General features: G+C 33.9%; 17 protein-coding genes, 1 pseudogene and 1 CRISPR repeat array. Of the genes and pseudogenes, 12 read left to right on the top strand and 6 right to left on the bottom strand.

The genetic code is table 11. The features are described 5' to 3' along the window. Positions 1-77: 77 nt before the first annotated feature. The 4 genes from HHU08_RS08095 to HHU08_RS08110 are packed head-to-tail and all read right to left on the bottom strand — an operon-like array spanning position 78 to position 3,647. Positions 78-899 (bottom strand): MetQ/NlpA family ABC transporter substrate-binding protein, encoded by an 822-nt coding sequence (locus tag HHU08_RS08095; protein ID WP_101730211.1) that lies wholly within the window; start codon positions 897-899, stop codon positions 78-80. Beyond that, the gene (locus HHU08_RS08100; RefSeq protein ID WP_169188229.1) at positions 896-1,930 is read right to left on the bottom strand and encodes a uroporphyrinogen decarboxylase family protein; all 1,035 of its coding nucleotides are present in this window, start codon (positions 1,928-1,930) and stop codon (positions 896-898) included. The genes HHU08_RS08095 and HHU08_RS08100 overlap by 4 nt, the downstream gene beginning before the upstream one ends. A 47-nt stretch (positions 1,931-1,977) precedes the next feature. Then, the gene (locus tag HHU08_RS08105; protein WP_016204087.1) at positions 1,978-2,634 is read right to left on the bottom strand and encodes a methionine ABC transporter permease; all 657 of its coding nucleotides are present in this window, start codon (positions 2,632-2,634) and stop codon (positions 1,978-1,980) included. Further along, complete coding sequence (locus HHU08_RS08110) at positions 2,634-3,647, bottom strand: methionine ABC transporter ATP-binding protein (protein ID WP_016204086.1); 1,014 nt, start codon at positions 3,645-3,647, stop codon at positions 2,634-2,636. The genes HHU08_RS08105 and HHU08_RS08110 overlap by 1 nt, the downstream gene beginning before the upstream one ends. A gap of 299 nt (positions 3,648-3,946) precedes the next feature. On the opposite strand from HHU08_RS08110, the gene HHU08_RS08115 reads away from it, so the two are divergent. Beyond that, on the top strand, positions 3,947-4,843 hold the full coding sequence (locus HHU08_RS08115; RefSeq protein ID WP_169188230.1) for a fructose bisphosphate aldolase: 897 nt from the start codon (positions 3,947-3,949) through the stop codon (positions 4,841-4,843). Positions 4,844-5,149: 306 nt separating this feature from the next. Then, entirely contained in the window at positions 5,150-7,213 is a 2,064-nt protein-coding gene (locus tag HHU08_RS08120; RefSeq protein WP_169188231.1) for a methyl-accepting chemotaxis protein, read from the top strand. Positions 7,214-7,701: 488 nt separating this feature from the next. Here the strand turns inward: HHU08_RS08120 and HHU08_RS08125 are convergent, their stop codons facing one another. Next, the gene (locus HHU08_RS08125) at positions 7,702-8,949 is read right to left on the bottom strand and encodes a DUF438 domain-containing protein (RefSeq protein WP_169188232.1); all 1,248 of its coding nucleotides are present in this window, start codon (positions 8,947-8,949) and stop codon (positions 7,702-7,704) included. After that, positions 8,942-9,190, bottom strand: coding sequence for a DUF1858 domain-containing protein (locus tag HHU08_RS08130; protein WP_016204082.1), 249 nt, complete (start codon positions 9,188-9,190; stop codon positions 8,942-8,944). The genes HHU08_RS08125 and HHU08_RS08130 overlap by 8 nt, the downstream gene beginning before the upstream one ends. A 331-nt stretch (positions 9,191-9,521) precedes the next feature. On the opposite strand from HHU08_RS08130, the gene HHU08_RS08135 reads away from it, so the two are divergent. From HHU08_RS08135 to cas6, 10 genes and pseudogenes are all read left to right on the top strand, one after another. Continuing rightward, positions 9,522-9,971 (top strand): PTS sugar transporter subunit IIA, encoded by a 450-nt coding sequence (locus HHU08_RS08135; protein ID WP_407939801.1) that lies wholly within the window; start codon positions 9,522-9,524, stop codon positions 9,969-9,971. Positions 9,972-9,988: 17 nt separating this feature from the next. Continuing rightward, on the top strand, positions 9,989-10,276 hold the full coding sequence (locus tag HHU08_RS08140; RefSeq protein WP_016204080.1) for a PTS sugar transporter subunit IIB: 288 nt from the start codon (positions 9,989-9,991) through the stop codon (positions 10,274-10,276). 21 nt (positions 10,277-10,297) lie between these two features. After that, a complete protein-coding gene (locus tag HHU08_RS08145) occupies positions 10,298-11,560 on the top strand; it encodes a PTS ascorbate transporter subunit IIC (protein ID WP_224428379.1) in 1,263 nt (420 codons plus the stop codon). A gap of 72 nt (positions 11,561-11,632) precedes the next feature. Then, a complete protein-coding gene (locus HHU08_RS08150; protein ID WP_169188233.1) occupies positions 11,633-12,220 on the top strand; it encodes an SIS domain-containing protein in 588 nt (195 codons plus the stop codon). 86 nt (positions 12,221-12,306) lie between these two features. Next, a complete protein-coding gene (gene dapA, locus HHU08_RS08155) occupies positions 12,307-13,206 on the top strand; it encodes a 4-hydroxy-tetrahydrodipicolinate synthase (protein ID WP_169188234.1) in 900 nt (299 codons plus the stop codon). A 13-nt stretch (positions 13,207-13,219) separates the two neighbouring features. After that, positions 13,220-13,852, top strand: a complete 633-nt coding sequence (locus tag HHU08_RS08160) for a beta/alpha barrel domain-containing protein (protein WP_169188235.1) — start codon at positions 13,220-13,222, stop codon at positions 13,850-13,852. Positions 13,853-13,998: 146 nt separating this feature from the next. Next, positions 13,999-16,080, top strand: a complete 2,082-nt coding sequence (locus HHU08_RS08165; protein ID WP_169188236.1) for a BglG family transcription antiterminator — start codon at positions 13,999-14,001, stop codon at positions 16,078-16,080. A gap of 291 nt (positions 16,081-16,371) precedes the next feature. Further along, positions 16,372-17,688, top strand: a pseudogene (locus HHU08_RS25025) (ISLre2 family transposase). Positions 17,689-17,828: 140 nt separating this feature from the next. Then, positions 17,829-22,622: direct repeats of the CRISPR family, unit length 29 nt; unit sequence ATTTATATCCCACTACGTTCAGATAAAAG. Positions 22,623-22,953: 331 nt separating this feature from the next. Beyond that, positions 22,954-23,892, top strand: coding sequence for a helix-turn-helix transcriptional regulator (locus HHU08_RS08180; protein WP_224428316.1), 939 nt, complete (start codon positions 22,954-22,956; stop codon positions 23,890-23,892). 306 nt (positions 23,893-24,198) lie between these two features. Continuing rightward, positions 24,199-24,900, top strand: coding sequence for a CRISPR-associated endoribonuclease Cas6 (gene cas6, locus HHU08_RS08185; RefSeq protein WP_205835592.1), 702 nt, complete (start codon positions 24,199-24,201; stop codon positions 24,898-24,900). The last annotated feature ends 8 nt before the right edge of the window (positions 24,901-24,908 follow it).

The raw sequence follows: 24,908 nt of genomic DNA on the forward strand, positions 1-24,908 counted from the left end.
CATAAAACAATGGATAGAATCTATCCTGTGCCAGTAAATTTAACCTACACAGGAAAGATATTAACAGCACCTATTTTTTATTTCCAAGCATCTAACAGAATGAATCCATCATATTTCTCTTGTGATTCCATATAAGACTTAAATTTATCAGACTCGTAGGCATCTTTTAAATCTTTAGCCCACTCAGTATCTTTATCCGCTTCATTAATGGATACAATAATACGATGTTCTTCGGGTGTGTTTTCAATTTTTAAGGCATCCGTAATTTTTTTACCAGCGCTTGCGATGTAATTACCATTTACTACTCCATAGTCAACATCCTGTAAAGAAACTAAGATTTGAGCGGGATCTAAAACTTTAATATCAATATCATACTTATCCGCTTTAACACTATTTAAATTAAAATCAGTCGTACCCGCATTCTCATCAACCTGTATCCATCCTAATTCTTCAAGAATGCGTACAGCACGCTCTTGGTTTACGGGGTCATTTGGAACAGCAACTGTCGTTCCATCTTTAACTTCATCCAATGATGTATGGTTAGTAGAATATAACCCTTGAGGAGCGCTCGGGACAAAAGTGATTCCAGTCATGTTTGTATTAAGTTCTTCATTGATACCATTCATATAAGCAGTACTTTGAAATACACTTGCATCAATAGAGCCTTCCTTCATGGCAGGGTTTACTTGCATGTTTTGGCTAAATGTTTTAATCGTGACATCATATCCTTTGTCCTCTAAAATCGGTAGAATCCCGTTACGAAATTGTTCTTCATATGTCCCGACACCGAAACCGACTGTTATTTCTTTCTTGTCTTCTCCAGTAGTTGATTTGTCTTTTCCACAACCTCCTAAAATAAGAAGTAATCCGACTAAAATAGTAATTAATATTTTTTTCATTTTGTGATCTCCTTTTCTGTAATGGATTTTCTAAATGCATACAATGTTTCTTCCGTAACGTTAAGTGGAATGGCACAATTAGGAGCAACAATAAATGGTTTATTTTCCATCAACTTAAGAGCATTCTTCGTCTCGTTTGTGATTGTTTTAACATGATTCTCTGCAAATAAATGATGATCCACACCACCAACCACGGTTGCTTTTACATTTGCTAATAAACTTGGATTCCCTGTGGCTTTTGTATCCCAACTTATCCCTTCTATAGGGTAATCATTGAATTTTTCAGGCTGCGCATTAGGTCCGCAAGTATGTAAAATTCTTTTTCCATTTTGGGCAGCTTCTAAAACGATTAAATCATATGGTCTAGAGAATTCATTAAAGGCAGCTTCATCAAATAAATTAGGATTAGCTGTGCCTGTTACTGCATAAAAAAGACCGTTTATTCCTACTCTATCTAATTCTTGAACATACTCAGCGATAGTTAGCACGATAACATGCAAAGCATGATGTACACCAGAACGGTTCTCTACAAATAAGCTTTCAAATGTAACAGGAGTATCTATACCAAATACTGTTTCATATACATATGCAGACCTACCTGCAATAAAAAGTAATACAGATAGCGGAGAAAAAATAGTCTGTGTTAAGGGTATTTCAGGTAATTCAGTTCTAATATTTTTGCAAGCTGCTAGTTGTTCAAGTAAAGAAGAAGATTTGAACACTTTTCTTGCTTCTAATTTCCATACATCCGAAGGTTTGGGTAGTATGGTAGTTAATTGTCTCGGAAAGACAGAATGATAGTCTGTAAAGTCGTATTCATTTCCCCAAATTTCTGCAAGATAAGTAGCTCTAGGATTAATTTTAACCCAATCCCAATTGTATTTTTTTGTAAAGTTCACTGTTGAACTTGTTAAATCATTGGCATTTTGTTCTTTATCAATAAAGTGTCTCCATCCACTTATAATCGGACGATCTGCTTTTTCACCGGATAGAAGGGCATTAAATCGATCCTGTTTTGTCCAAGTTCCCATACTTTATCTCCTTATCTATATATTTAAAATGAAAGGTCTATTCTTGTTTAGTTACGTCTTGCTTTTCGTGCCAAGAAGTTACCAAGTGACTGTATTCCTTGAACCATAATAATAAGGACTATGACTGTTAGCACCATTACAACCGTATCGAATCTTTGATAACCATAAACAATCGCTAAATCACCTACACCACCTCCACCAACTGTTCCAGCCATAGCAGTTGCACCAATTAAACCAATTGTTGCGGTAGTAATAGAAAGAACTAAAGAACCAACTGCTTCAGGTAATAGAAAATACCAGATTATTTGTAAGGGAGTAGCTCCCATTGATTGAGCGGCCTCGATAATTCCTGGATTAACCTCTAAAAGAGAGTTTTCTACTAATCTGCCAATGTAAGGGGCGATATAAATGATTAGCGGAACTATTGCAGCAGCAGTTCCAATAGATGTTTGTACAATTAATCTAGTAAATGGAATAATGGCCACTAATAAAATAATAAAAGGAAGGGATCGTAAAATATTTATGATTGGATTTAATAGGGAATAGATTATTTTATTTTCCAATACTCCTCCATTTCTTGTTACAACTAATAATATTCCTAGCGGGATTCCAATTAAGGATCCAATAAATAGGGAGAATCCAACCATATAAAGAGTATCAATTATAGCTTGAAAAAATTGATCCAAAGTAATATTAGTAGTCATTACGTATGTACCTCCTCAAAAAGAACATTTTTATTTTGAAGATAGGATAGGGCATGTTGAATATTCGATGATTCGCCATTTAATTGAATAATCATATTACCAATTGCAGTACCTTGAATTTCCGTCATATTTGCATAAAGAATATTTAATTTGAGGTGATGATGATGGATTAGTTCATAGATGATTGGTTCTGAAGCTGTTTCTCCAATAAATTCAAGTTTAAAAGTTTGATGTCTAAAATCAACGTTATTTTGCAGGCTAGTTGGAACTTTTGCATGAATGACAGTTTGCACAAAATTTTTAGTTGTTGGATGTTGTGGTTTTCCAAACACTTCAAGGACGGTTCCAACCTCAATTATTTTTCCTTTTTCCATAACTGCTACTTTGTTACATATTTCCTGAATAACAGCCATTTCATGTGTAATAATCATAATCGTTATGTTATATTCTGCATTGATTTTTTTTAATAACTGTAAAATAGATTGTGTTGTTTCAGGATCAAGTGCAGATGTTGCTTCATCACAAAGTAAAATGGATGGGTTGGAAGCTAAAGCTCTAGCAATTCCAACGCGTTGTTTTTGACCACCTGATAATTCGCTTGGATAACTGTTTGATTTATCACTTAATCCGACAAAATCTAGCAATTCCGTTACCCTTTTTTTAATCTCTTGTTTCCCTTTCTTTTGAAGTACTAAAGGGATAGCTACATTGTCGAAGATCTTTTTTGATTCCAATAAATTAAAGTGCTGAAAGATCATTCCAATTTGTTTTTTTGTTTCCCTCAGTTCCTTTTTATTAAAATTGGCTAAAGATTGACCATTAACGATGACTTCTCCTTTTGTTGGTATTTCTAAATAATTCACAAGGCGAATTAGGGTGCTTTTTCCTGCACCGCTGTATCCTATGACACCAAAAATATCGCCTTTATTTACTTTTAAATTAATTCCTTTTAAAGCTTCTACTGTCGTATTCTTGCGCGTATAAGATTTATGAATGTTCTTTAATTCAATCATAGGCAAGTCCTTTCTAAATATTATTTTTCAAAAAACAGAAGGATGGTAAAATTCAGAATAATAAATTCCGACTATTCCCATTGATAATTAAGATAACGCTAAATGGCACCTTTTTAAATAGGTCTAAAGAACTATTCTTTTCGAAATTTACTTTTTTAAAAGTGCTTAGTTGAAACTAGGACTAAACCATAAAAAGCTAACTAGAATTATTTAAAGAATAATAATAATAATGTTTTAACTTCTCCACGAATGTGAATAATTTAAGTAAATCATTCATATTAAGAGGAGGATAAAATAAGATGAACAACCAATTGGAGAAAATGAAAACAAAAAAGGGGTTTATTGCTGCATTAGATCAAAGTGGTGGCAGTACACCAAAGGCTTTGCTCCATTATGGAGTAGCGGAAAATACTTATACAAATGAGGAAGAAATGTTTGATTTGGTGCACCAAATGCGGACAAGAATTATTACTTCTCCAGCATTTGATTCTGAGTATATTCTTGGTGCTATCTTGTTCGAACAAACGATGGATAGCAAAATAGAAGGGATGTATACGGCCGATTATTTAGCAGAGAAAAAAGGGATTGTCCCCTTTTTAAAAATTGATAAAGGGCTAGCAGAGCTCACAAATGGGGTTCAGTTGATGAAGCCAATCACAGATTTAGATGAAATACTCCGCCGTGCGAAAGAACGTCATATTTTCGGAACCAAAATGAGATCTGTCATAAAAGAAGCAAATCCAGAAAGCATTAAAGCAGTTGTGGACCAGCAATTTGAAGTAGGAAAGCAAATAATTGCAGCAGGATTAGTACCAATAATTGAACCAGAAGTAGATATTAATAGCCCGGATAAAGAACAATCGGAAGCTATTTTGAAACGGGAACTATTAAAACACCTCCATAACTTAAAAGAAGATGAGAATGTCATGTTAAAGTTGTCGATTCCAACAGTTGCCAATACGTATAAAGAATTAACCACTCATTCAAGGGTTGTTCGCGTAGTAGCTCTGTCTGGCGGATATAGTAGAGAAGAAGCGAATCAAAAATTAAAAGAAAACGACAATATAATTGCAAGCTTCTCCAGGGCTCTAAGCGAAGAACTAAACGTCAATCAATCAGAAGAAGAATTCAACAACACCCTAAAAGAAGCAGTTACCTCTATTTATGAAGCATCTACTGCAAAGACAGGGAGATAGAGAATCAGGGGGACGGTTTTAGTGATTCCTATTAGGATTTAGTGACAGCTTAGTGGTGTCTTCTAAATCCTTCACAGTTATAATAGCATCTAAATAAAACGGGATTATTATTTTCTGATAAATTGTTCTAAAGACACGGTGATAGATGTAAATAAGTGATATTAGAAATAATACTTTCATTCTTAGAGAAAAAATTCACCTTTTTTCTCTATTTTTTTTGGAAAATAATTTTCCAGAGAGAATAGTCCTTAATAATAGGCAGTTACCCCCGATATATAAGTGAGAAAAACCTATTGGAGGAAACAGATGAAAAAAACACAGCAGAGAAGAACAGGCATCGCGAAATCTATGATTATCTTCATTATTCCCGTTGTATTGGTTTGCCTTAATATTTTTTCAGCAATTGGCTATATATTTTCAAAGCAAGTAATTGTTAATCAATTAGATGAGCAAATGACAATAAAGCTGAATGAAACAGCAGCACAGGTTAATGAGATTTTAGCATTGGAAAAAAGCGCTGCGAGAAGTATGGCAAAAGCAATTGAAGTGAATAGTGATAATTTAACAGAACAAAATTATAATGAGTTATTAACTAATTATATTTCGATGTATGATGAAACATTTGGAATGGGAATATGGTTTGAAAAAGATGCCTTTCCAGAAAAGGAGAAATTTGCACCATATGCTTATCGTAATGGTGATAAGATAGTAACCGACGATTCATACACAACAGGAGATATCGATATATGGTCGACAGAGTGGTATACAGTTGGTAAACAGATTGAGGGAGGATGGACAAAAGCTTACTTTGATCCTGCCACAAATGTATCGATGGTAACAGCAGCTTATCCAATTAATAAGAGCAATAATCAATTGCTTGGTGTAGTTACTGTAGATGTTGATATTAGCAGCATTCAGAAACTTATCGACGGTTTAGAGATTAATTATAATGGAAAAGCAATTCTAATAGATTCAGAGGGATATTTTTTAGGCGGCGTTGATCATACGCTCTTATCAAATACCAATATAGCAGATCAAGATAAGTCACCATATGCTGCTGTAACCGACGATTTGATAACAAGCGAAAGAGGAAAAACACAATATACAGAAGAGGGACAAAAATTCAGCTTTTATTACTCCACTCTCCCTGATACTAATTGGAAAATAGGAATAAGCGTTAGTGAAAAAAATTTATTTGCTAGCTTAAATCAGTTAGGGATTACTTTTGCAGTTGCAGTAGTGATTGCAACAACTATATTAACGATTTTGATTGTTATATATTCTACTAAAATGGGTAGAGTTGCTAAAAAATACAGCGGATTTGCAGAGTCTATTTCACTTGGAAGATTAGAAAATCAGTTTACCAATAAAGAGTTGAGCAGAAAAGACGAACTTGGCGATATTGGAAGAGCTCTTTCGATTATGCAAGATAAACTAAAAGATGTAATTGGAAATTTTCAAAACAATGCTGAGAATATTGATAACCATGCGAAAAATTTATCGTCTTTCTCACAAGACATTAGCGCCACTTCTGAAAATGTTGCCTCAGCTATAGCGGATGTGGCAGATGGTGCTTCAGTCCAATTTGAAAAATTAACGACAATAAAGACAGTTATTCATCAATTTGCAGACGACTTAAATAATATGGATCAATCAGTTACAGGTGTAAATGGATCAGCAGACTTGATTATGAGAATGGCTAAAGATAACAGTATAGAGATGGAGCAGATGATTCAGTCATTTGAAAAGCTAAATCAAACGTTTCTGGAGTTAATTAATCGTGTAAATGCATTAGGGGGTAATATTAGTTCTGTTCAAGCAATGACAGAACTCATTCATTCCATTGCTGATCAAACTAATCTGCTTGCATTAAATGCGGCAATAGAAGCAGCAAGGGCAGGAGAGGCAGGGAAAGGCTTCTCTGTAGTTGCCAATGAGATAAGAACATTAGCAGAAAAAAGCAAAGATTCTTCCGAAAGAATTGATTCGATTATAAAAGGGGTATCACTAGATACTAAAAATATGGTTGGCACAGCGGAAGAAGTTAACAAGGACCTTCTTCAACAGAAAGAACAATTAGGCAGCACTATCCATTCTTTTGAAGAGATCTTAAAAGCAGTAGAAAGTATGATACCAGAGATAATAAAAACGAAAGATGCGTCAGTAAAAATTCAAAATGAGAAAGAGATTATTTTAGAAGAATTGGAAAATACATCAGCCATTTCTGAAGATGTAGCAGCTTCAGCAGAGGAAATATCTGCATCAGCAGAAGAAATGTCTTCAGCGACAATCGAAGTTAGTCATTCAGCTGTTAGTCTAGGAAAAATGACAGATGAGATGAAGGAAAAAATCAGCTTCTTTAAAATGTAAAATAAGAGACGGGCTGTCCTGCAAAGTCTACTACATAAACAAGCTGGATTTCTAGGTGTATGAGGAGAAATCCAGTTATGTAGTTAGATTTATATAGGACAGCTTTTATCTTTATTTATCCCACTCTTAATAGGCAATAAGACCACCACTGATAGAAGTTTTCTTATGGTCTCAGACTGTCTCGCTAATCCCCGTGGCGTCTTCGTGTATTCCGGCTGCTCTGTTTAACCAACTAATCATATTTCCTCTTGTAAAAAAGTGTGCGAAAGCAGCCCCCCGGAGGCAAAGCTGAGGAGGCTTAAGCTTAGCCCTACGGAAAGCGAAGTGTATTCTGGCTGTGGGGAATCGCACTAAACTTCATGGGAACATCCTTTAAAAAACAAATAAAAAACCAAACAATTATACGGAACTTTCATTAGTAGCTTCGTATAATTGTTCGATTTATCCTTGGCTGGAATACTTATGTCCCAGCCCCTTTCCTTATTTCATTAACCAAGAATTCTTTTTTCCCCGTCTATTGCTTGGATAGGCTGAATATTTTGGGTGAATTCTAAAGTTCCTATATATTCATTTTGTTCATTTCTTACGGCAAAATAACGTATATATACATATTTATCCTTGAATTTAATCCAGAAATCTTCACAATCTTTTTCTCCAGACTTAAATTCTTCTAATAATTTTTCCACTACATGTACACTTTTAGGAGGATGACAGTTTTGAACAGTACGTCCGATAACGGCTTTTGTTCGGGCAAATATTCTTTCTTTGCCATGAGAAAAGTACCGCACAACATCGTCTTTATCAATAAAGGTTATATCCACTGGCAAATGATTTAGCATTAGCTCTAGCTGTTTGACAGAAAGAATGCCAGTTTCTAAATGAATCAGTCCATCTTCTATCATATCTATAGAGGTTTTCTCTTGTATAGATACTCGCTTTGGAATCCATTTTTCTACTGGTTTAATAAAACAATAGCCAATTTCTTCGCTTTCGGTTGCAATTTTTATCCATTCATCTTCAGTTAATGTACTTTGGGCCATCGGAAATAGAATATTCTCTTCTTTGAAAATCATTTCAGTAGTTTCCTGAATTATAAAGTAAATATTATTCAGAATGTCTTGTTTGTCTCCGTGATAATCTTCTAATTGTTGTTTTGCTAATTTGATAGCATCACGAATTGTATCATCTACTCCCCACATAACCTGGGTAGGTCCATAAATACCGTATTTTTCAAGAAAGGGAAATAGTAAATTTTCTTTGCGGCTATAGTGTTTATCGATATCTAATAATAGTTGTATGTCCTCCAGAAGTTTTTGGACATTTTCTGGAGAATCATCTTTTTCAAATCGTTCATAATGAAGCTGAAGCTTGAAATTTACCAATAAATCAATTTCTTTATTTTCATGTTTAAAGGTATGAATTGGATGTCCAACTTCTTCTTCTAATTTTTGGGAAGAAGAGGCATGAATATCATCAATGGATCCTTTAAATACTGCTGTGTGCACAGAACATAATCGTTGTACTTCTTCAACTGGAATCCCTTCTTCTTCCATAAGAGCTTGTTCAAGCTGGGAAATTTCCGATACAGAAATATTACCAACGGCATTTTCAAATTGAGCTTTTACTTCTTCAACTGACTTGCCAGCATGTAAATCTTTGATGATTTCTTTTAAAAGCCGTTGGCGTTCGGAAGCTTCTTTTTTTAATTCTTTTCGATTGTTTATTAATTCACTCATACGTGTCCCTTCCCTCTTCCATAATCGTAAACCCATGATCTATACAAGCTTGTTTTACTGTTTCTATTGATATTTTTCTCATGCGACATCCTTTAGGAATGGTCATGATTCGTCCTGCGGTTTGCATCATACGAGGGTCCGTAATTTTTTCAAAGCCTACCTCTTTTAAAACGTTAATTAATTCTGGATAAGTGGTTGTTAATTCTAAGATGGTTCGATTTAAATCTAATACTTTAGTCAATCGATAACACCTCTTTTAGTGATAATTATTCTCAATGGAAGTATAACAAAATAATCGGATAAAAAATGTGATGGAAATCACATTTTTATAAAAATTGATGTTTGAAAACGTGCTTACAGGAAGTTGTTTTATTTAGGTTCATGATTTGTTTCAGCAGTCAACAAAATAAGAACTCAATGAGCATTGAAGGAGAAAGCGCTTCAAACTACAATTTAATTAAAGGTGATCACTTTAAAAGATGTGAGAGATGGAGGGAAAATATTTTAAAGAAAGTATAAACGGAGAAAGATTATCAAAAGAAATGGATAAGTAAAGTGTTTGTAAGGAGGTAGTGATATTGTTAAACAATATCTTAGAAGAAGAATTAATCCAATTAAATGTAAAGGCGGATAATTGGGAGGACGCAATTAGAAAAGGTACACTACCTCTCGTAGTGAAGAACAAGGTTACAAAAGAGTATGTCAATAAAATTATTGAAATTGCCAAGTCGATTGGACCTTATATTGTTATTACTAAGCATGTTGCATTACCCCATGCTCCTGCGGAATTTGGAGCTAATGAAACAGCAATAGGGATCACTACATTGGATCGTCCTGTTAACTTTGGAAATGAAGCCAATGATCCAGTGAAGTATTTATTTTGTTTAAGCGCAACAGACAATAATAGTCATTTGGAAGCATTGGCAGAATTAGTAAAGTTATTGGAAAATGAGGATTTTTTTAAGCTATTAGATACTAGCAACAGTCCGAAAGAGATACTTTCATATATTAGTACTATTTAACTAAAGGGGCGATTTTTATGTATAAAGCATTAGTAGCATGTAGAGCAGGCGTTGGTTCAAGTTTGATGCTAAAAATAAAAGTTAATGAAGTGGTAAGAGAAAATAAACTGCCTATACAAGTAGAACATTCTTCATTAGATGGTGTACCTGGATTTGATGGTGAATTATTAATTACTCTTGTGGATGTCGCACAGGAATTAAGTAATAAAGGGATAAAGCAACATATTATTGGTATTGCCAATATTGTCGATAAAAAAGAAATTTTTGAGAAATTAAATAAATTTTTACAGGGAATAGAAATTTGAAAATAAGGAGCTGTTGGATAGATGATGCAATTCATTATTAGCTTATTTAGTAATCCGGCAATTATTTTAGCATTAGTTGCCTTGGTTGGATTACTAGCACAACGAAAAGCTATGACAGAAGTAATGACAGGTACATTTAAAACATTGATTGGATTTCTGATCTTTGGAATTGGTGCGAGCACAATGACAGCAGCACTAAAAAACTTTAACGTATTATTCCAAGCTGGCTTCGATTTGACAGGGGTTGTTGCCTCACCTGAAGCTGCGACAGCTCTTGCTCAATCTGAGTATGGTTTTGTAGTATCATGTACTTTAATTTTAGGATTTGTTATGAACTTAGTTTTTGCAAGAATTACTCCGATGAAGAATATTTTCTTCACAGGGGGACACAGTTTATTCTTCGCTTGTGTATTATCCCTAATAATTAAATCTTATGGATACTCAAATACAGTTGCTATTGTTCTTGGCGGGATTATTTTAGGTTTTTGCTCTGCTGCTTTACCGCAATTATGTCAGCCTTTTATGCGAAAAATTACAGGCAGTGATGCTACCGCTATAGGGCATTTTAATATGTTAGGTTATGCATTATCAGGTAGTATTGGAATGTTATTTAGCAAACATCAAGAAAAAAGCACAGAATCTATTAAATTTCCTGCTTGGTTATCCTTTTTTAGAGATTTTCTAATGGGGATGGCTGTTATTATGCTGATTCTTTTCTATGTATCTACTCTAAAGGCAGGAAAAGATGTTGCGCAAGAATTAGCTGGTACAACCCATTGGTTAGTGTTCCCCTTAATCCAAGCATTTATGTTTACAGCAGGTATGTCGATTTTAATGACAGGCGTACGTATGTTTTTAGCTGAAATTACAGCGGCGTTTGTGTCTATATCAGAGAAATTTATACCAAATTCTCGCCCGGCCCTTGATGTACCAACAGTATTCCCATTTGCACCTACAGCGGTAATTGTTGGTTTCTTGTCTGCTTATATAGCTGGACTTTTGGCAGTATTTATTATGGTGTTTTTTGACTTCCCAGTTGTTATTATTCCTGCTGCTCATATTGCTTTTTTCTCAGGGGGAACAGCTGCGGTTTTTGGAAATTCAACAGGGGGTTGGAGAGGGGCAGTTGCAGGATCGTTCGTTGTTGGATTATTATTAGCACTCTTACCAACAGTGCTTTATCCTGTGTTTGCTGGTATGAATATCGAAGGATCTACCTTCCCGAATATTGACTACAATATTACTGGTATGCTCCTGAATAAATTTTTAAGCTTTTTCCATTAAGTTTAGTTAGCAAAGATGTAAGTGAGTTAACATGTTGTTGATAACGAAAATCAAAAGGAAAGGAAAAGAGGAATGAGTGAGGCAAAGAACTACTTGGAAGCTATACAAGAAGAAATGAGTCAATTAATTAACCATATTTCGATTGCTAATTTAGAAGAAGCGAAGTCATGTATTATTAATGCTAGAAAAAAAGGAAAACGATTACATCTTACCGGCATTGGAAAACCTAGTTATGTTGCACGCTATAGTGCATCCTTATTATCCTCCACTGGAACGCCAGCCTACTTTTTAGACGGTACAGAAGCTATTCATGGTTCGTCAGGTCAAGTTGTTGAAGGGGATATTGTAATTGCAATATCCAATAGTGGAGAGACAGATGAATTAAAAAAGACGCTTCAAACTTTAAAGGAAAATGGAGCAATTATCATTGCCATTACAGGGAACCTTCAGTCCTCGATTGCTCGACAAAGCGACTTTGCTATTTTTGCAGGTGTATCCAAGGAAGGTGACAGTCTTAATAAGCCTCCTAGAGCATCCATTGTTGCTGAACTACTTATATTGCAAACCCTATCAATACTACTTCAAAATGAAATTGGGCTGGATGCACAAACTTATGTAAAGTGGCATCCCGGAGGAACCCTTGGACAGTCCATTAAATAAAAGTAGAAAAATGCGCAGGCTATAGATAGAGAAACTGTTTCTATAGCCTATCAAACAAATAGTTTAATAGTAGAAGAGGTGGAAAAATGAAGCCTAGTGGAATCATTACTGCGATGGTTACTCCTTTTGATAAGGAGCAAAAAATTGATAGACAAGCGACATGTGATTTAGTTAATCGTTTAATCTGTTCAAAGGTGGCTGGATTATTTATTCTAGGTACGAATGGAGAGTTTCATGTATTATCTAGAGACGAAAAAGTAGAATTTGCATCTATTGTCATAAAGGAAACAAATAAACGGGTTCCGGTCTATATAGGAACTGGAGGAAATAGCACAGCAGAAGTTGTCTTTTTATCTAAAGAAATGGAAAAACTTGGGGCAGATGCACTTTCTGTTATAACGCCATATTTCCTTTCACTAACAGAAGAAGAATTGTATCAACATTATATGAAAATAGCTGAATCTGTAAGTATTCCAATTGTACTGTATAATATTCCAAAAAATACTGGTATTCATTTAAGTTCACAATTAGTAGCACGACTGGCTAAGGTTGATAATATAGTAGGAATAAAAGATAGCAGCGGTGACATTGAAAATATTAAAAATTATATTAGCGTGACAAAAAAAGAGGTTTTCTCTGTTTTATCTGGGTCAGATTCTTTAATATTAAAAGCTTTGGATGAAGGAGCAACAGGAGCAATTGCAGCAACATCGAACCTTTTAACTAATATTGATGTTGCCATTTATAAGCATTGGCAAAAAGGAGAAAGACAGAAAGCAGAAGAAGCTCAGCAAAGTTTAGAAGAACTGCGCCGAGTCTTAAAGCTCGGTTCCATTCCGGCAGTCTTGAAAAAAGCAATGGAGATTGCAGAAATTTCTGTTGGTGCGGCTAGGTATCCTGTTCTAGAGCCTAAAGGTGAAGTGGTAGAAGAAATTAGCTCAGTGGTAACAGCTTATCTACAAAAATATCATAAATTATCGTATTAAGGGGCTTTTACTAATGTATAAAAATAATATTCTCAATCGAATGGAAAAAACAGCAATTATGGCTATTGTAAGAGTAGAGACATTAGAACGTGCTTATGAAATTGCAGATGGCTGCTTAGCTGGGGGAATAGATGTATTAGAAATTAGCTACACATTGCCAAATGCAGGAGAAATAATAAAAGGCTTAAATAAGAAATATGGGACACGCTTACTAGTAGGTGCAGGTACAGTATTAGATACAGAAACGGCAAGACTAGCCATATTAGCTGGTGCGAAGTTTATCATCGCACCAAATTATAAAGAAGAGGTTTGTAGAATATGCAATAGGTATCAAGTACCGTATGCCCCAGGCTGTACAACCATTTCAGAGATGGTTGATGCTATGGAGTCAGGAGCTTCAATGATTAAAGCATTTCCGATTTCTAACTTTTATGGCTCACAGCTTGGTACAGTTTTGAAAACACCGATTCCTTATATGCCTATAATGGCTTCTGGAGGAGTGTCTGCTGATAATATAATAGAGTGGTTTGAAAATGGGATAGACTGTGTAGGAATCGGTGGCTTGTTAACGAATGGAACATCAACACAAATTGAACAAAATGCAAGAGAACTTGTAGAAAAATTAAGGGAATATCGAAATGATTAATTATATAGAGAAAAAAGAATTTGTCATACAAGAGAGAAATAATTAATGAGAAGCAAGTTACACCAATCAACTAATTAAAAAAAGCATTAAGATATTCTCGAATAAGCCGGATTCTCTTCTATTATTATTAAATGGAGTGAAGTCATTTGCTAGATGAAAGAGCATACATCATTATCCAAAAAATTATGGAACGCCCATTTATAGAAAAGCAAAATTTACAAGAGCAAACGAAATTAACGCAAAGACAAATTGATTATAGCTTGGAAAAAATAAATAGTTGGTTAGAATCACATAAGAAAAAACCAATCGAAATAAATAGCTATAATCAAATTTCTGTTGATTATGAAACACGGGAACTATTAATAAATGAGGTATCCAATACTATTCCAGTTGATGAATATGTATTAAGTAGTGAGGAACGTATGCAATATATGTTTCTCTATCTTTTCATAAACATAGATTACCTATCCACAAACCATTTCATTGATGCTTTAAAAGTTGGCAAAACAACGATAATGAGTGATTTAAAAGCTTTAACATCTAAATTACAACGTATGGGAATTTCCTTGGAATACAATCGGAAGCAAGGATATCATCTGGTAGGGAATGAGAGTGAGATTCGCTATTTAGGATTAAAATTAATCGTAAAAGAATTAAATACAAATAATAACACAAAATTATTTGGCTATTTTTTGCGGGAAAATCAACTGGAAAGCTATGCACATATGAAACAGATTGTATTGTTTTATTCGAACAAACACAATATCATTTTTATCGAGAATAGGTTAACAGAATTTATTTATTCCTTTCTATTATTAAAGACAAGATTACAAAAAGTAGAATCTCTTCATTTGACCCATAAATGGAGATCGATTAAATCTACAAAAGAATATAATTTTGCAGAAGAATTATTATCATTTTATCATATAAAAAAGGAAGAAAATATTTGTTATTTAACATCTTGGGTATTAGGTCTAACATTAGGTGAGGCTGATGAATATCGCGAAGACTATCCCCTCGTTATGGACTTAGTGGAACATATCCGAATGCGATTTGAATCTTTTTCGGGAATTCGCTTTGAACATCCAAGAGAAGTGTCTAAGCAAATTTTTAGGCACTTCCGATCCGTTTATTACAGGTTGCTTTTTCATTTACCGATTGTTAATCCACTCTATGAGAAAATCATAGAGGAATACAATAATCTATACACTATAGTTAATGAAACGTTGAAACCACTTAGCGCACTATTCAAACATCCTATCCCTGCAGAAGAAGTTGCGTATTTGACAATTCATTTTGCATCTTTATCAAGAAATGAAAGAGAAGGTAAGGCAAACAAAAAAGTAGGATTAATTGTTTGCCCAAATGGAGTTGGTAGTTCATCTATTACACATACTGTTTTGAAGTCTATTTTTCCAGAATTCGCTTTTTTAGCACCTATTGAAACAGAGCAATTGGATAAAATAGATGTCGATTATGATTTGTTATTTTCTACTGTACCGGATATTCGCTTATTCTATACCAAAAAACCCGTTTTTATTGTAAGTCCTGTAATGGACACAGCAGAAAAATACCGGTTAATAAGAGATGTTTACACAGAGCTAGGGAATTCCTTTTTCAAATTACCTAGTGTAGAACTAATTACTCAAATTGTGGAAAAGTATGCAGTGGTGAAAGAAAAAGAGCAAATGAAAAGAGAGTTATATGAATACTTCGTAGTAAATGAAAAAGTAGAACTAAAAAAAGATCAAGGACCAAAATTGAGTGAGATTATCTCTCCAGAGCTTATTCAGTTGCACGTATTGGCAAATAATTGGGAGGATGCCATTCGTTTATCTGCATTACCATTGTTACATGAAAAAAGAATTACAGAAAATTATATTCAGAAAATGATAGAAAATGCCAGAAAAGATGGTCCTTATATGGTAATAATGCCAAACGTTGCGCTTCCCCATGCAAGACCTTCGGATGGCGTAAATCAATTATCGATTAGTATAGCTGTTTTAAATGAACCAGTATATTTTGATAAATATACTAATAAGCCAGTTCGATTTGTATTCTGTTTGGCAGCCATTAATCAGGAATTTCACTTAAATGCTCTTTCGCAGTTAGTTCAACTGTTGGAAAAGGAGGAATTTTATCATATTTTAAAAACAAGTAAAACTTCCCAAGAGGTTTTCAATTATATATGTTGCCAGGAAGAAAGAAATGTAAAAGTTGCTCCATGAACAGAAAGAAGGCTTGTAGCTTTACAGGAATGCAAGGCACCAAATAAGATAAGTTGGTGCTTTGCGTTATTGGTGACTGTATTTGGTATGAGTAAAATGTTTGTGGGAGAATAAATATCCTTTTTGTCTAGTTGGGGGACGAGTCCCCCAACTAGACAAAAAGGCCACCAAGCGAAAGCGCGGTAGCTGGAAAAAATTAAGTATTAAAAAAGAGAGCTTCCTTTTGTAAAGTAGAGTTTGACTAGAACACTACGAAAAGGAGAGGCTCTCATGAATCAATGTAACACAAAAATGCCATCATTAAAAGAATTGGAAAAAACTTTATTTCGAACACTACAAATGACGTTTCAAGAAATCCTTATTCAAACGTTAGAAAATTGGGATCAAGAGATTGCCAAGCAACGAGACAAAAGAAGATTTGCTTTACGTGATAAACGAGAAATACGATTAGATACAGCGTTTGGAGCTGTGGAGCTGAAGCGTAATTATTATTTTGATCGTGTGACTAAAAAATATATTTGTCTATTAGATCACTATTTACAGTTTCAGGGGAATAAGGGATTTAGTCCGCTACTAGAAGAATGGGGGTTAGAACTAGCGACGAATGGCTCCTCCTATCGAAAGGCGGTGGAAACGTTCGAACAATTTTTAGGCTATTCGGCGATGAGCCACGAAGCATTACGGCAACATCTTCTTCAAACAAGCGTACTTCCCGCTAAGGAAAAACGCCCTTTTCAAAAGGTATTGTTTGTCGAAGTAGATGGATTATATGTGAAGAGTCAAGAAAAGAAAAAGCGTGGATGGGAGTTGAAATTCGCCGCTGTACACGAGGGATGGAAAGAAAACGGAAAGCGAATCAGGCTCCGAAATAAAAGGCATTTTCTTTATGAAGGAAAAGAACCCTTTTGGGAAGCCTTTGAAACGTTCTTACAGAATCATTATGCGTATGATCCTACCCAAACCTTGCTTATTATTAATGGTGATGGAGCAGGCTGGATAACGGCATGTCGGGAGTATTTTCGGGAACGCGCCTTTTTCACCATGGACCGTTTTCATGTCGCTCGTTCGATGAAGCAACTAATGAAGAGCCATCCTTGATACCGCTACATGAAAAGAGCGTTAAGAAACTATCAGGTAGAAACATTACTTCTAGAGTTGAATAGCGCAGTAGGAACAATGGATACACCAGAAAAAGAAGAAAAACTAGAGCATTTCCTTGCCTTTTTAACGCATCATCAGGAAACCATAAAAGATTACCGTAGTTGGTTACAGGAAAAAGGTGTGGACACGACAGCGTATCGTCCAATGGGAAGTGCAGAGGCGATGATGAATCAATTAGCCAAACGATTAAAGAATGGAAGAGCATGGAGCAAAAAAGGGGTCATGAGCATGGCACGTTTGTGGATTGGGTTGAAGGATGATCTATCTATCCAAACGATATATGGAAAATGGGAAAAAGCCACGGAAAAATCAAAGAAAGAGCATCGACCGAAAAGAAAAATACCCACAAAATTAGTAACAGAAACCGTGCGTCAGAACATGCCATACTTAAATCAAGCGATTGGAAAACCCGTTCACTTTGCCTTACAGGGATTAAAAGGTTTTTAAAAAATGAGAGAATCAACAGTTGGAAGAACAAAACCAATTGGAAAGCGGATACAAACTTAGAGGTTTTACTTTATAAAAAAGGGAGCTAAAAAAACTCCCACAAAAACTTGACTCAATCCAGCATTAGGCATAGCAAATCAATTTATATCCCACTACGTTCAGATAAAAGGAAGCGAATTACAGTATGCATTTTTAGGATCATTCAAATTTATATCCCACTACGTTCAGATAAAAGTATTATGATGAAAGTTCAAAGAATGTACATCTATACAAATTTATATCCCACTACGTTCAGATAAAAGGTATAAATTGCCTAAAGAACCACCAAAGCATCCAACAAATTTATATCCCACTACGTTCAGATAAAAGTGAAGGTCGTGAAGACATGGGTATTCATCTTGATATTTCATTTATATCCCACTACGTTCAGATAAAAGAAGTGATGCCAGAAGAAGTTTTGTTACCAGATATACATTTATATCCCACTACGTTCAGATAAAAGACCTACTACAAGTTCTTTTGATATTGTTGATCCTAGATTTATATCCCACTACGTTCAGATAAAAGAGTGCTAACCGTAATGAGACAAATTGGGTACAATTATCATTTATATCCCACTACGTTCAGATAAAAGTTTGATTATATATTTTATCCCCAGTTTTTAAATCTAATTTATATCCCACTACGTTCAGATAAAAGTACATGAGTGAGTTCCTAAGACCTCTACTACACACATTTATATCCCACTACGTTCAGATAAAAGATACTAATCAATCAGATATGAAAAATGTTAAAGTAATTTATATCCCACTACGTTCAGATAAAAGTGAGTTAATTCAATGACACTAGAAGAATTTAAATCAATTTATATCCCACTACGTTCAGATAAAAGGAACTGGTATTCCATGATAAAGGGTTTTTATGATAAATTTATATCCCACTACGTTCAGATAAAAGTATCTACCTACAAATATACAAACGTACTTTACAAACATTTATATCCCACTACGTTCAGATAAAAGCACAAAAGGCGTAACGATTCATTCGCCATATCCAAAATTTATATCCCACTACGTTCAGATAAAAGCTAGTGCAACGGGGAGAGCTGAACGCAGTGGACTGTAATTTATATCCCACTACGTTCAGATAAAAGGTTAAGAGATAAGTTTAAAACACTTGGTTATACATAATTTATATCCCACTACGTTCAGATAAAAGTTAGAATCAGAAAGATTTAAAGTAGAGTTTACTCAATTTATATCCCACTACGTTCAGATAAAAGAAAGACATAAGAAGTATATTGAGGATATGTTAGAATCATTTATATCCCACTACGTTCAGATAAAAGAAACATTGGAAACTTGGTACAGTAGCGTTCACACGAATTTATATCCCACTACGTTCAGATAAAAGCCAAAAGGCAAATACTATGTCTTTAATGAATCCCAATTTATATCCCACTACGTTCAGATAAAAGTAGAGCTTGTTTGTACTTCTTTTGACGTTGTCTTAGATTTATATCCCACTACGTTCAGATAAAAGTTTTTTAAGTCAACAGTTTTTTCTTCAGCTTTCAAAAATTTATATCCCACTACGTTCAGATAAAAGCTCGAATAGGCTTTAAGCCTTTATCATTCATTTCATATTTATATCCCACTACGTTCAGATAAAAGAATAAAACTATAAATCATAAAGGTGGAATTATTAAATTTATATCCCACTACGTTCAGATAAAAGAATAATTCTGATGTTCGTTGCACTATGTGGAATGGTATTTATATCCCACTACGTTCAGATAAAAGGGTGAGGGTGCTATAGTTAAAGTTGTAGCTGGTTCTGCATTTATATCCCACTACGTTCAGATAAAAGCGGAGAGAAGGCACGAACATTAACGCAATATCTACAATTTATATCCCACTACGTTCAGATAAAAGAACTATTTTAGGTTCTGATTATTTACTTCAATTCTTATTTATATCCCACTACGTTCAGATAAAAGTGCATTAGCTGCTCTGCCTCTTCTTCGGTTAATCCGATTTATATCCCACTACGTTCAGATAAAAGCATAATTGTTGTTTATGACGCTTGAGGCATTGACTGATTTATATCCCACTACGTTCAGATAAAAGCGTTGGATCAACTGGCGGTGGAGTCGGTTCTCCTGGATTTATATCCCACTACGTTCAGATAAAAGGAAAAACCACCAAAGCATCCAAGCTAAAATAATTAAATTTATATCCCACTACGTTCAGATAAAAGGCTCTGATCTCTACAGTATTATCATGAATTTTATTAATTTATATCCCACTACGTTCAGATAAAAGATAGTTGAGCGTATAGACGTTTATCAGTTTGTTTGAAATTTATATCCCACTACGTTCAGATAAAAGAAAAATTGATGTTGGAATTGACAAACGTTCTACTAAATTTATATCCCACTACGTTCAGATAAAAGGCGGGGGAGGATAATGTTTGATTTTGTAGGTGATTTGTTATTTATATCCCACTACGTTCAGATAAAAGTAATAAAAATTTTCTTGTTTATACAAGACATTCTGAATTTATATCCCACTACGTTCAGATAAAAGTACTTGGATGCCTTATATTCGTGGTTTCATAATAATATTTATATCCCACTACGTTCAGATAAAAGAAAAAATTGATGTTGGAATTGACAAACGTTCTACTAAATTTATATCCCACTACGTTCAGATAAAAGGTTGTAATGATTTTAGGATATGCAATCGCAATACCATTTATATCCCACTACGTTCAGATAAAAGTTAGAGATGGCAGCCAAAAGTGACGTTTTAAAATCATTTATATCCCACTACGTTCAGATAAAAGGGTCGTGGTGATTATACCATTGCTCCAATTGTTCCTGAATTTATATCCCACTACGTTCAGATAAAAGTTGATTAGCTAAAAGTAAGATTTCTTCATCTCTCATTTTATTTATATCCCACTACGTTCAGATAAAAGAAAAGGTAATAATAGTTATATAGATTATGATAAACTATTTATATCCCACTACGTTCAGATAAAAGTACTTTTACAAGTGATGGAATACATCCTAATACTTTATTTATATCCCACTACGTTCAGATAAAAGAAAGATAGTTGGACTTATGCTAGTTTACAAGCTTCTACATTTATATCCCACTACGTTCAGATAAAAGTCAAAAACATGATTAGAAGAAATAGTTTTTAATTCAATTTATATCCCACTACGTTCAGATAAAAGGGGAAGTTCTAATGGCAGAAGCAAGAAGTATCGCTCATTTATATCCCACTACGTTCAGATAAAAGACATCATCCGCACTTCAATGAAGTGAAGCTTATTTCATTTATATCCCACTACGTTCAGATAAAAGTGAAATGCATTGGGAATCCTTCTTCCTTTTTTCATCCCATTTATATCCCACTACGTTCAGATAAAAGGGATCTGCAGAACGACCTTCTGGGTTATCTTCTTCATCATTTATATCCCACTACGTTCAGATAAAAGAATATAGTTTAGAGATTGAGTAATTCTATCTCCGTCAATTTATATCCCACTACGTTCAGATAAAAGAGAATTTTTAAACCTAAATTCGATAGATCTATCAGTAATTTATATCCCACTACGTTCAGATAAAAGAATGAATCTATGGTTCGTTTAGTAGTTCTTAGTGCATTTATATCCCACTACGTTCAGATAAAAGCGTATTAGCATTCGGTAAGAAACGATCTCCTAACGTATTTATATCCCACTACGTTCAGATAAAAGGCGTCTTCTTGTCGCTGGCTTTTTCGGTTCTTCCTCATTTATATCCCACTACGTTCAGATAAAAGAAAACATTCCATCAGTATTTAATGAAAGCTGTAATCATTTATATCCCACTACGTTCAGATAAAAGATTCCCCTCAGCATCTTGCCTAGCATCCGTTATTTCATTTATATCCCACTACGTTCAGATAAAAGTGATTGGGTTGGTGAGGAACATAATCCATTTACCAGATTTATATCCCACTACGTTCAGATAAAAGTAGAATTATTCTCATATGCTTCTATATTTGTCCCCAATTTATATCCCACTACGTTCAGATAAAAGCAAACGGTCAAACATACGACACATTACCGAAAAGGCATTTATATCCCACTACGTTCAGATAAAAGAATCCAACGACATGGTTAATGAATGTATTTACTCCATTTATATCCCACTACGTTCAGATAAAAGCCTTAATTAATGATGCGGTTAGAGTCGTACTTTCGTAATTTATATCCCACTACGTTCAGATAAAAGCCTTAATTAATGATGCGGTTAGAGTCGTACTTTCGTAATTTATATCCCACTACGTTCAGATAAAAGGGAATTATTTACATCTGAACCGGCTGTTTATTTCATATTTATATCCCACTACGTTCAGATAAAAGACTTTTGCAGTTGCATTAGAAAATGCGGTTATCAAATTTATATCCCACTACGTTCAGATAAAAGACACGATCGTTATAGAATCATTCACTTAAACGAAATTTATATCCCACTACGTTCAGATAAAAGGATAGTTGCTCATTTATATTCACTCTCCTAATAAAATTTATATCCCACTACGTTCAGATAAAAGATTTAAGTGAAGACAGCTTGATACAAGTTGATATCATTTATATCCCACTACGTTCAGATAAAAGTTCTCTTAATCCATAAGGAATTCTTTTGCTTCTATCTATTTATATCCCACTACGTTCAGATAAAAGTAAAGAGCAGGATTAATTCCTGTTCTTTTTTTTAATTTATATCCCACTACGTTCAGATAAAAGTTCCACAAAAGATAGTACAGCTTCATTTGAATTTACATTTATATCCCACTACGTTCAGATAAAAGTTATTTATCCCCTCTGCTGAGAAGCCACCCATCTTAATTTATATCCCACTACGTTCAGATAAAAGCCTCAAATTTATCATACGAAAAACCTATATGTATCAAGGTTTTGAGGCGATTGTTGTTTTAATAATATTTCTCCATTTTGCAGCAAACCTATAGTTGTGTATTTTTTTATCTTATAAAAAAGTAAGCAAACCCTTGTCACTTCTATGTTTGAAGCTGTTCTTAATAAAAATAGTTTCGCTGCAGATTTTGAGCGTAATTATAGTAATTATAATATAGTTGGTTGTCATTTTATATATTTAATCACTGTTTTTGAGACAGGTTATCATTATATATAGTATATTATATTTATTAGTAAATCGGAATTTATTTTAGGAGCTGTTTTAGGTGAAAATGAATAAGGTGGAAAGACTTTTTAAAATTATTGACTACCTTAGTGCTGGAGATTTTGTAACTGCGGAGGAATTGGCTCTTATTACAAAGACATCTAAACGCAATATTTACCGCGATATAAGTGAATTAGAGACTGTTGGTTTCTATTTTCATACTGAGAAAAAAGGCTATCTATTATTGGAAAAGCCTATTAAACATAATGTTGGTTTAACAGATAGAGAGTGGCTCTCACTTCTATTAACACAAGCACTTCCAAAGCAAAATTTGATTTCAGAAAACTCGATGCTTTCAGAATACAAGGTTGGACGAAAGAAAACAAGCAAAGAAAAAGGATGGAATCGGGTAATTAGTGAACGAATATTACACCATTTCCTTTATCGTGATAACTATGATGAAAATTTAGTGATTTCGCTTGTCAAGGCTATCGAAAAAAGAAGAAGTTTAATGATTGCTTATTATAGTCCTACAAATGAAGTGGAAACAAAAAGAATAATTGATCCCTATTATCTTATCGATAGAGATGATCATTATTATATTGTTGCTTATTGTAATGAAAAAAAGGAGTTTCGTAATTTTCGCATAGATCGTATCAGATCATGGCAAATAGAAAAGCAAATCTATGAGTTTCAAGAGGAGTTTTCTATTGATAACCATCTAGCAAATTGGAAAATGGATTATACAGATGAAAAAAATAAATTTGTTGTACGATTTAGTAAAAAAGTAGGGAAATACATTAAAGAAAAAAAGTTTTATGATAAGAATGTTATAATAGAAGAAGAGGAAGATGGTTCAGTAATTTTAACTATTGAAACAATGAGTAAATTATTTTTACGATGGGTAAGGAAATATGGAATGGATGCTGAAGTAATGGAGCCTCTTCATATAAGAGAGCAGTTAAAGAATGAGTATAAAAAGCTATTGGATATTTATGGGAAATAAGTTATATCTGAACAGCCGTGGGATATAAAAATTTATTATTATTTCATTAAGCATTAATTTTTATTTGAACGTAGCGGGATAACTATCTATTAATTAATTTTTTGCAAGTAGTGGAGTAGGGTGATCAATACCCTACTCCATTTTTTGTGTTTTTTTGAAAAACATGTGTTCGCTGACGTTTTTTGTCAGTTTATCTATTATAATAATAAATAAAAATAGTGTGAATATTGCGTATTACCTTTATTTGGTATAAAATGAAATAGTAAGGTAATATTGGATAAAATAATATTAAATAGGAGTGATAAAGTGAGATGTGTGTTTAGTTTTAAAATCGAGTACTTCCCAATACGGTATCGGCTATTACTATTATCGTACATAAAGGAAATGATTCGCTCACAATCAGAAGAGTTCTATCAGTCGTTTTTTGTAGAGAGGGAAAAAGAGACAAAGAGATTTTCTTTCGCTCCATATTTTCCGAATATTCAAATCGATGGAGATTTAATAGTTTCAGAATCTTTGAATCTAACAGTGACCAGTTCAAATATGGAAATGATGATTTACCTCATTAATGGTAGCCAGCAAAAGAGCGAATACCACTATAAAGAAAGCATTATGAAATTTACTGGGATGAAAATGATCAAAGAAAAGACAATTGTACAGTCACAATATTGGTTTAAAACTTTAACACCGATCTTAGTGGAATCAAAAGAGAGAAAACCATTGCTTTTCGATGATGCTAATTTTGAAGAAGAATTAAATATTATTAGCTCAAAAATGATGAAGAGTAAGTATGGAAGACCTTTATACCAACCAATTAAAATATTAAAACATCAAATGAAAAAAAGTGTTGTGAAAGAAAATTTACATCAAGCATCAGGTGATTTATTTTTCACAGGAAATACAGGTCGATTCATGGTAGAAGGAGATCCTCGTGATTTAAATATATTCTATTTAGAGGGCATAGCTCTTCGTAGCAACCAGGGATTTGGCTGTATAGATGTTTTATAACTTGAGAG

Origin of the sequence: Niallia alba (assembly GCF_012933555.1) — a bacterium.
Classification (GTDB): Bacteria; Bacillota; Bacilli; order Bacillales; family Cytobacillaceae; genus Niallia; species Niallia alba.

Bases quoted from the DNA above. Each gene is read 5' to 3' on its own strand.
- HHU08_RS08100 (WP_169188229.1), bottom strand. From the start codon at position 1,930: ATGGGAACTTGGACAAAACAGGATCGATTTAATGCCCTTCTATCCGGT.
- HHU08_RS08180 (WP_224428316.1), top strand. From the start codon at position 22,954: ATGAATAAGGTGGAAAGACTTTTTAAAATTATTGACTACCTTAGTGCT.
- HHU08_RS08095 (WP_101730211.1), bottom strand. From the start codon at position 899: ATGAAAAAAATATTAATTACTATTTTAGTCGGATTACTTCTTATTTTA.
- HHU08_RS08160 (WP_169188235.1), top strand. From the start codon at position 13,220: ATGTATAAAAATAATATTCTCAATCGAATGGAAAAAACAGCAATTATG.
- HHU08_RS08145 (WP_224428379.1), top strand. From the start codon at position 10,298: ATGATGCAATTCATTATTAGCTTATTTAGTAATCCGGCAATTATTTTA.
- HHU08_RS08140 (WP_016204080.1), top strand. From the start codon at position 9,989: ATGTATAAAGCATTAGTAGCATGTAGAGCAGGCGTTGGTTCAAGTTTG.
- HHU08_RS08105 (WP_016204087.1), bottom strand. From the start codon at position 2,634: ATGACTACTAATATTACTTTGGATCAATTTTTTCAAGCTATAATTGAT.
- HHU08_RS08110 (WP_016204086.1), bottom strand. From the start codon at position 3,647: ATGATTGAATTAAAGAACATTCATAAATCTTATACGCGCAAGAATACG.
- HHU08_RS08125 (WP_169188232.1), bottom strand. From the start codon at position 8,949: ATGAGTGAATTAATAAACAATCGAAAAGAATTAAAAAAAGAAGCTTCC.
- HHU08_RS08120 (WP_169188231.1), top strand. From the start codon at position 5,150: ATGAAAAAAACACAGCAGAGAAGAACAGGCATCGCGAAATCTATGATT.
- HHU08_RS08115 (WP_169188230.1), top strand. From the start codon at position 3,947: ATGAACAACCAATTGGAGAAAATGAAAACAAAAAAGGGGTTTATTGCT.
- HHU08_RS08150 (WP_169188233.1), top strand. From the start codon at position 11,633: ATGAGTGAGGCAAAGAACTACTTGGAAGCTATACAAGAAGAAATGAGT.
- dapA (WP_169188234.1), top strand. From the start codon at position 12,307: ATGAAGCCTAGTGGAATCATTACTGCGATGGTTACTCCTTTTGATAAG.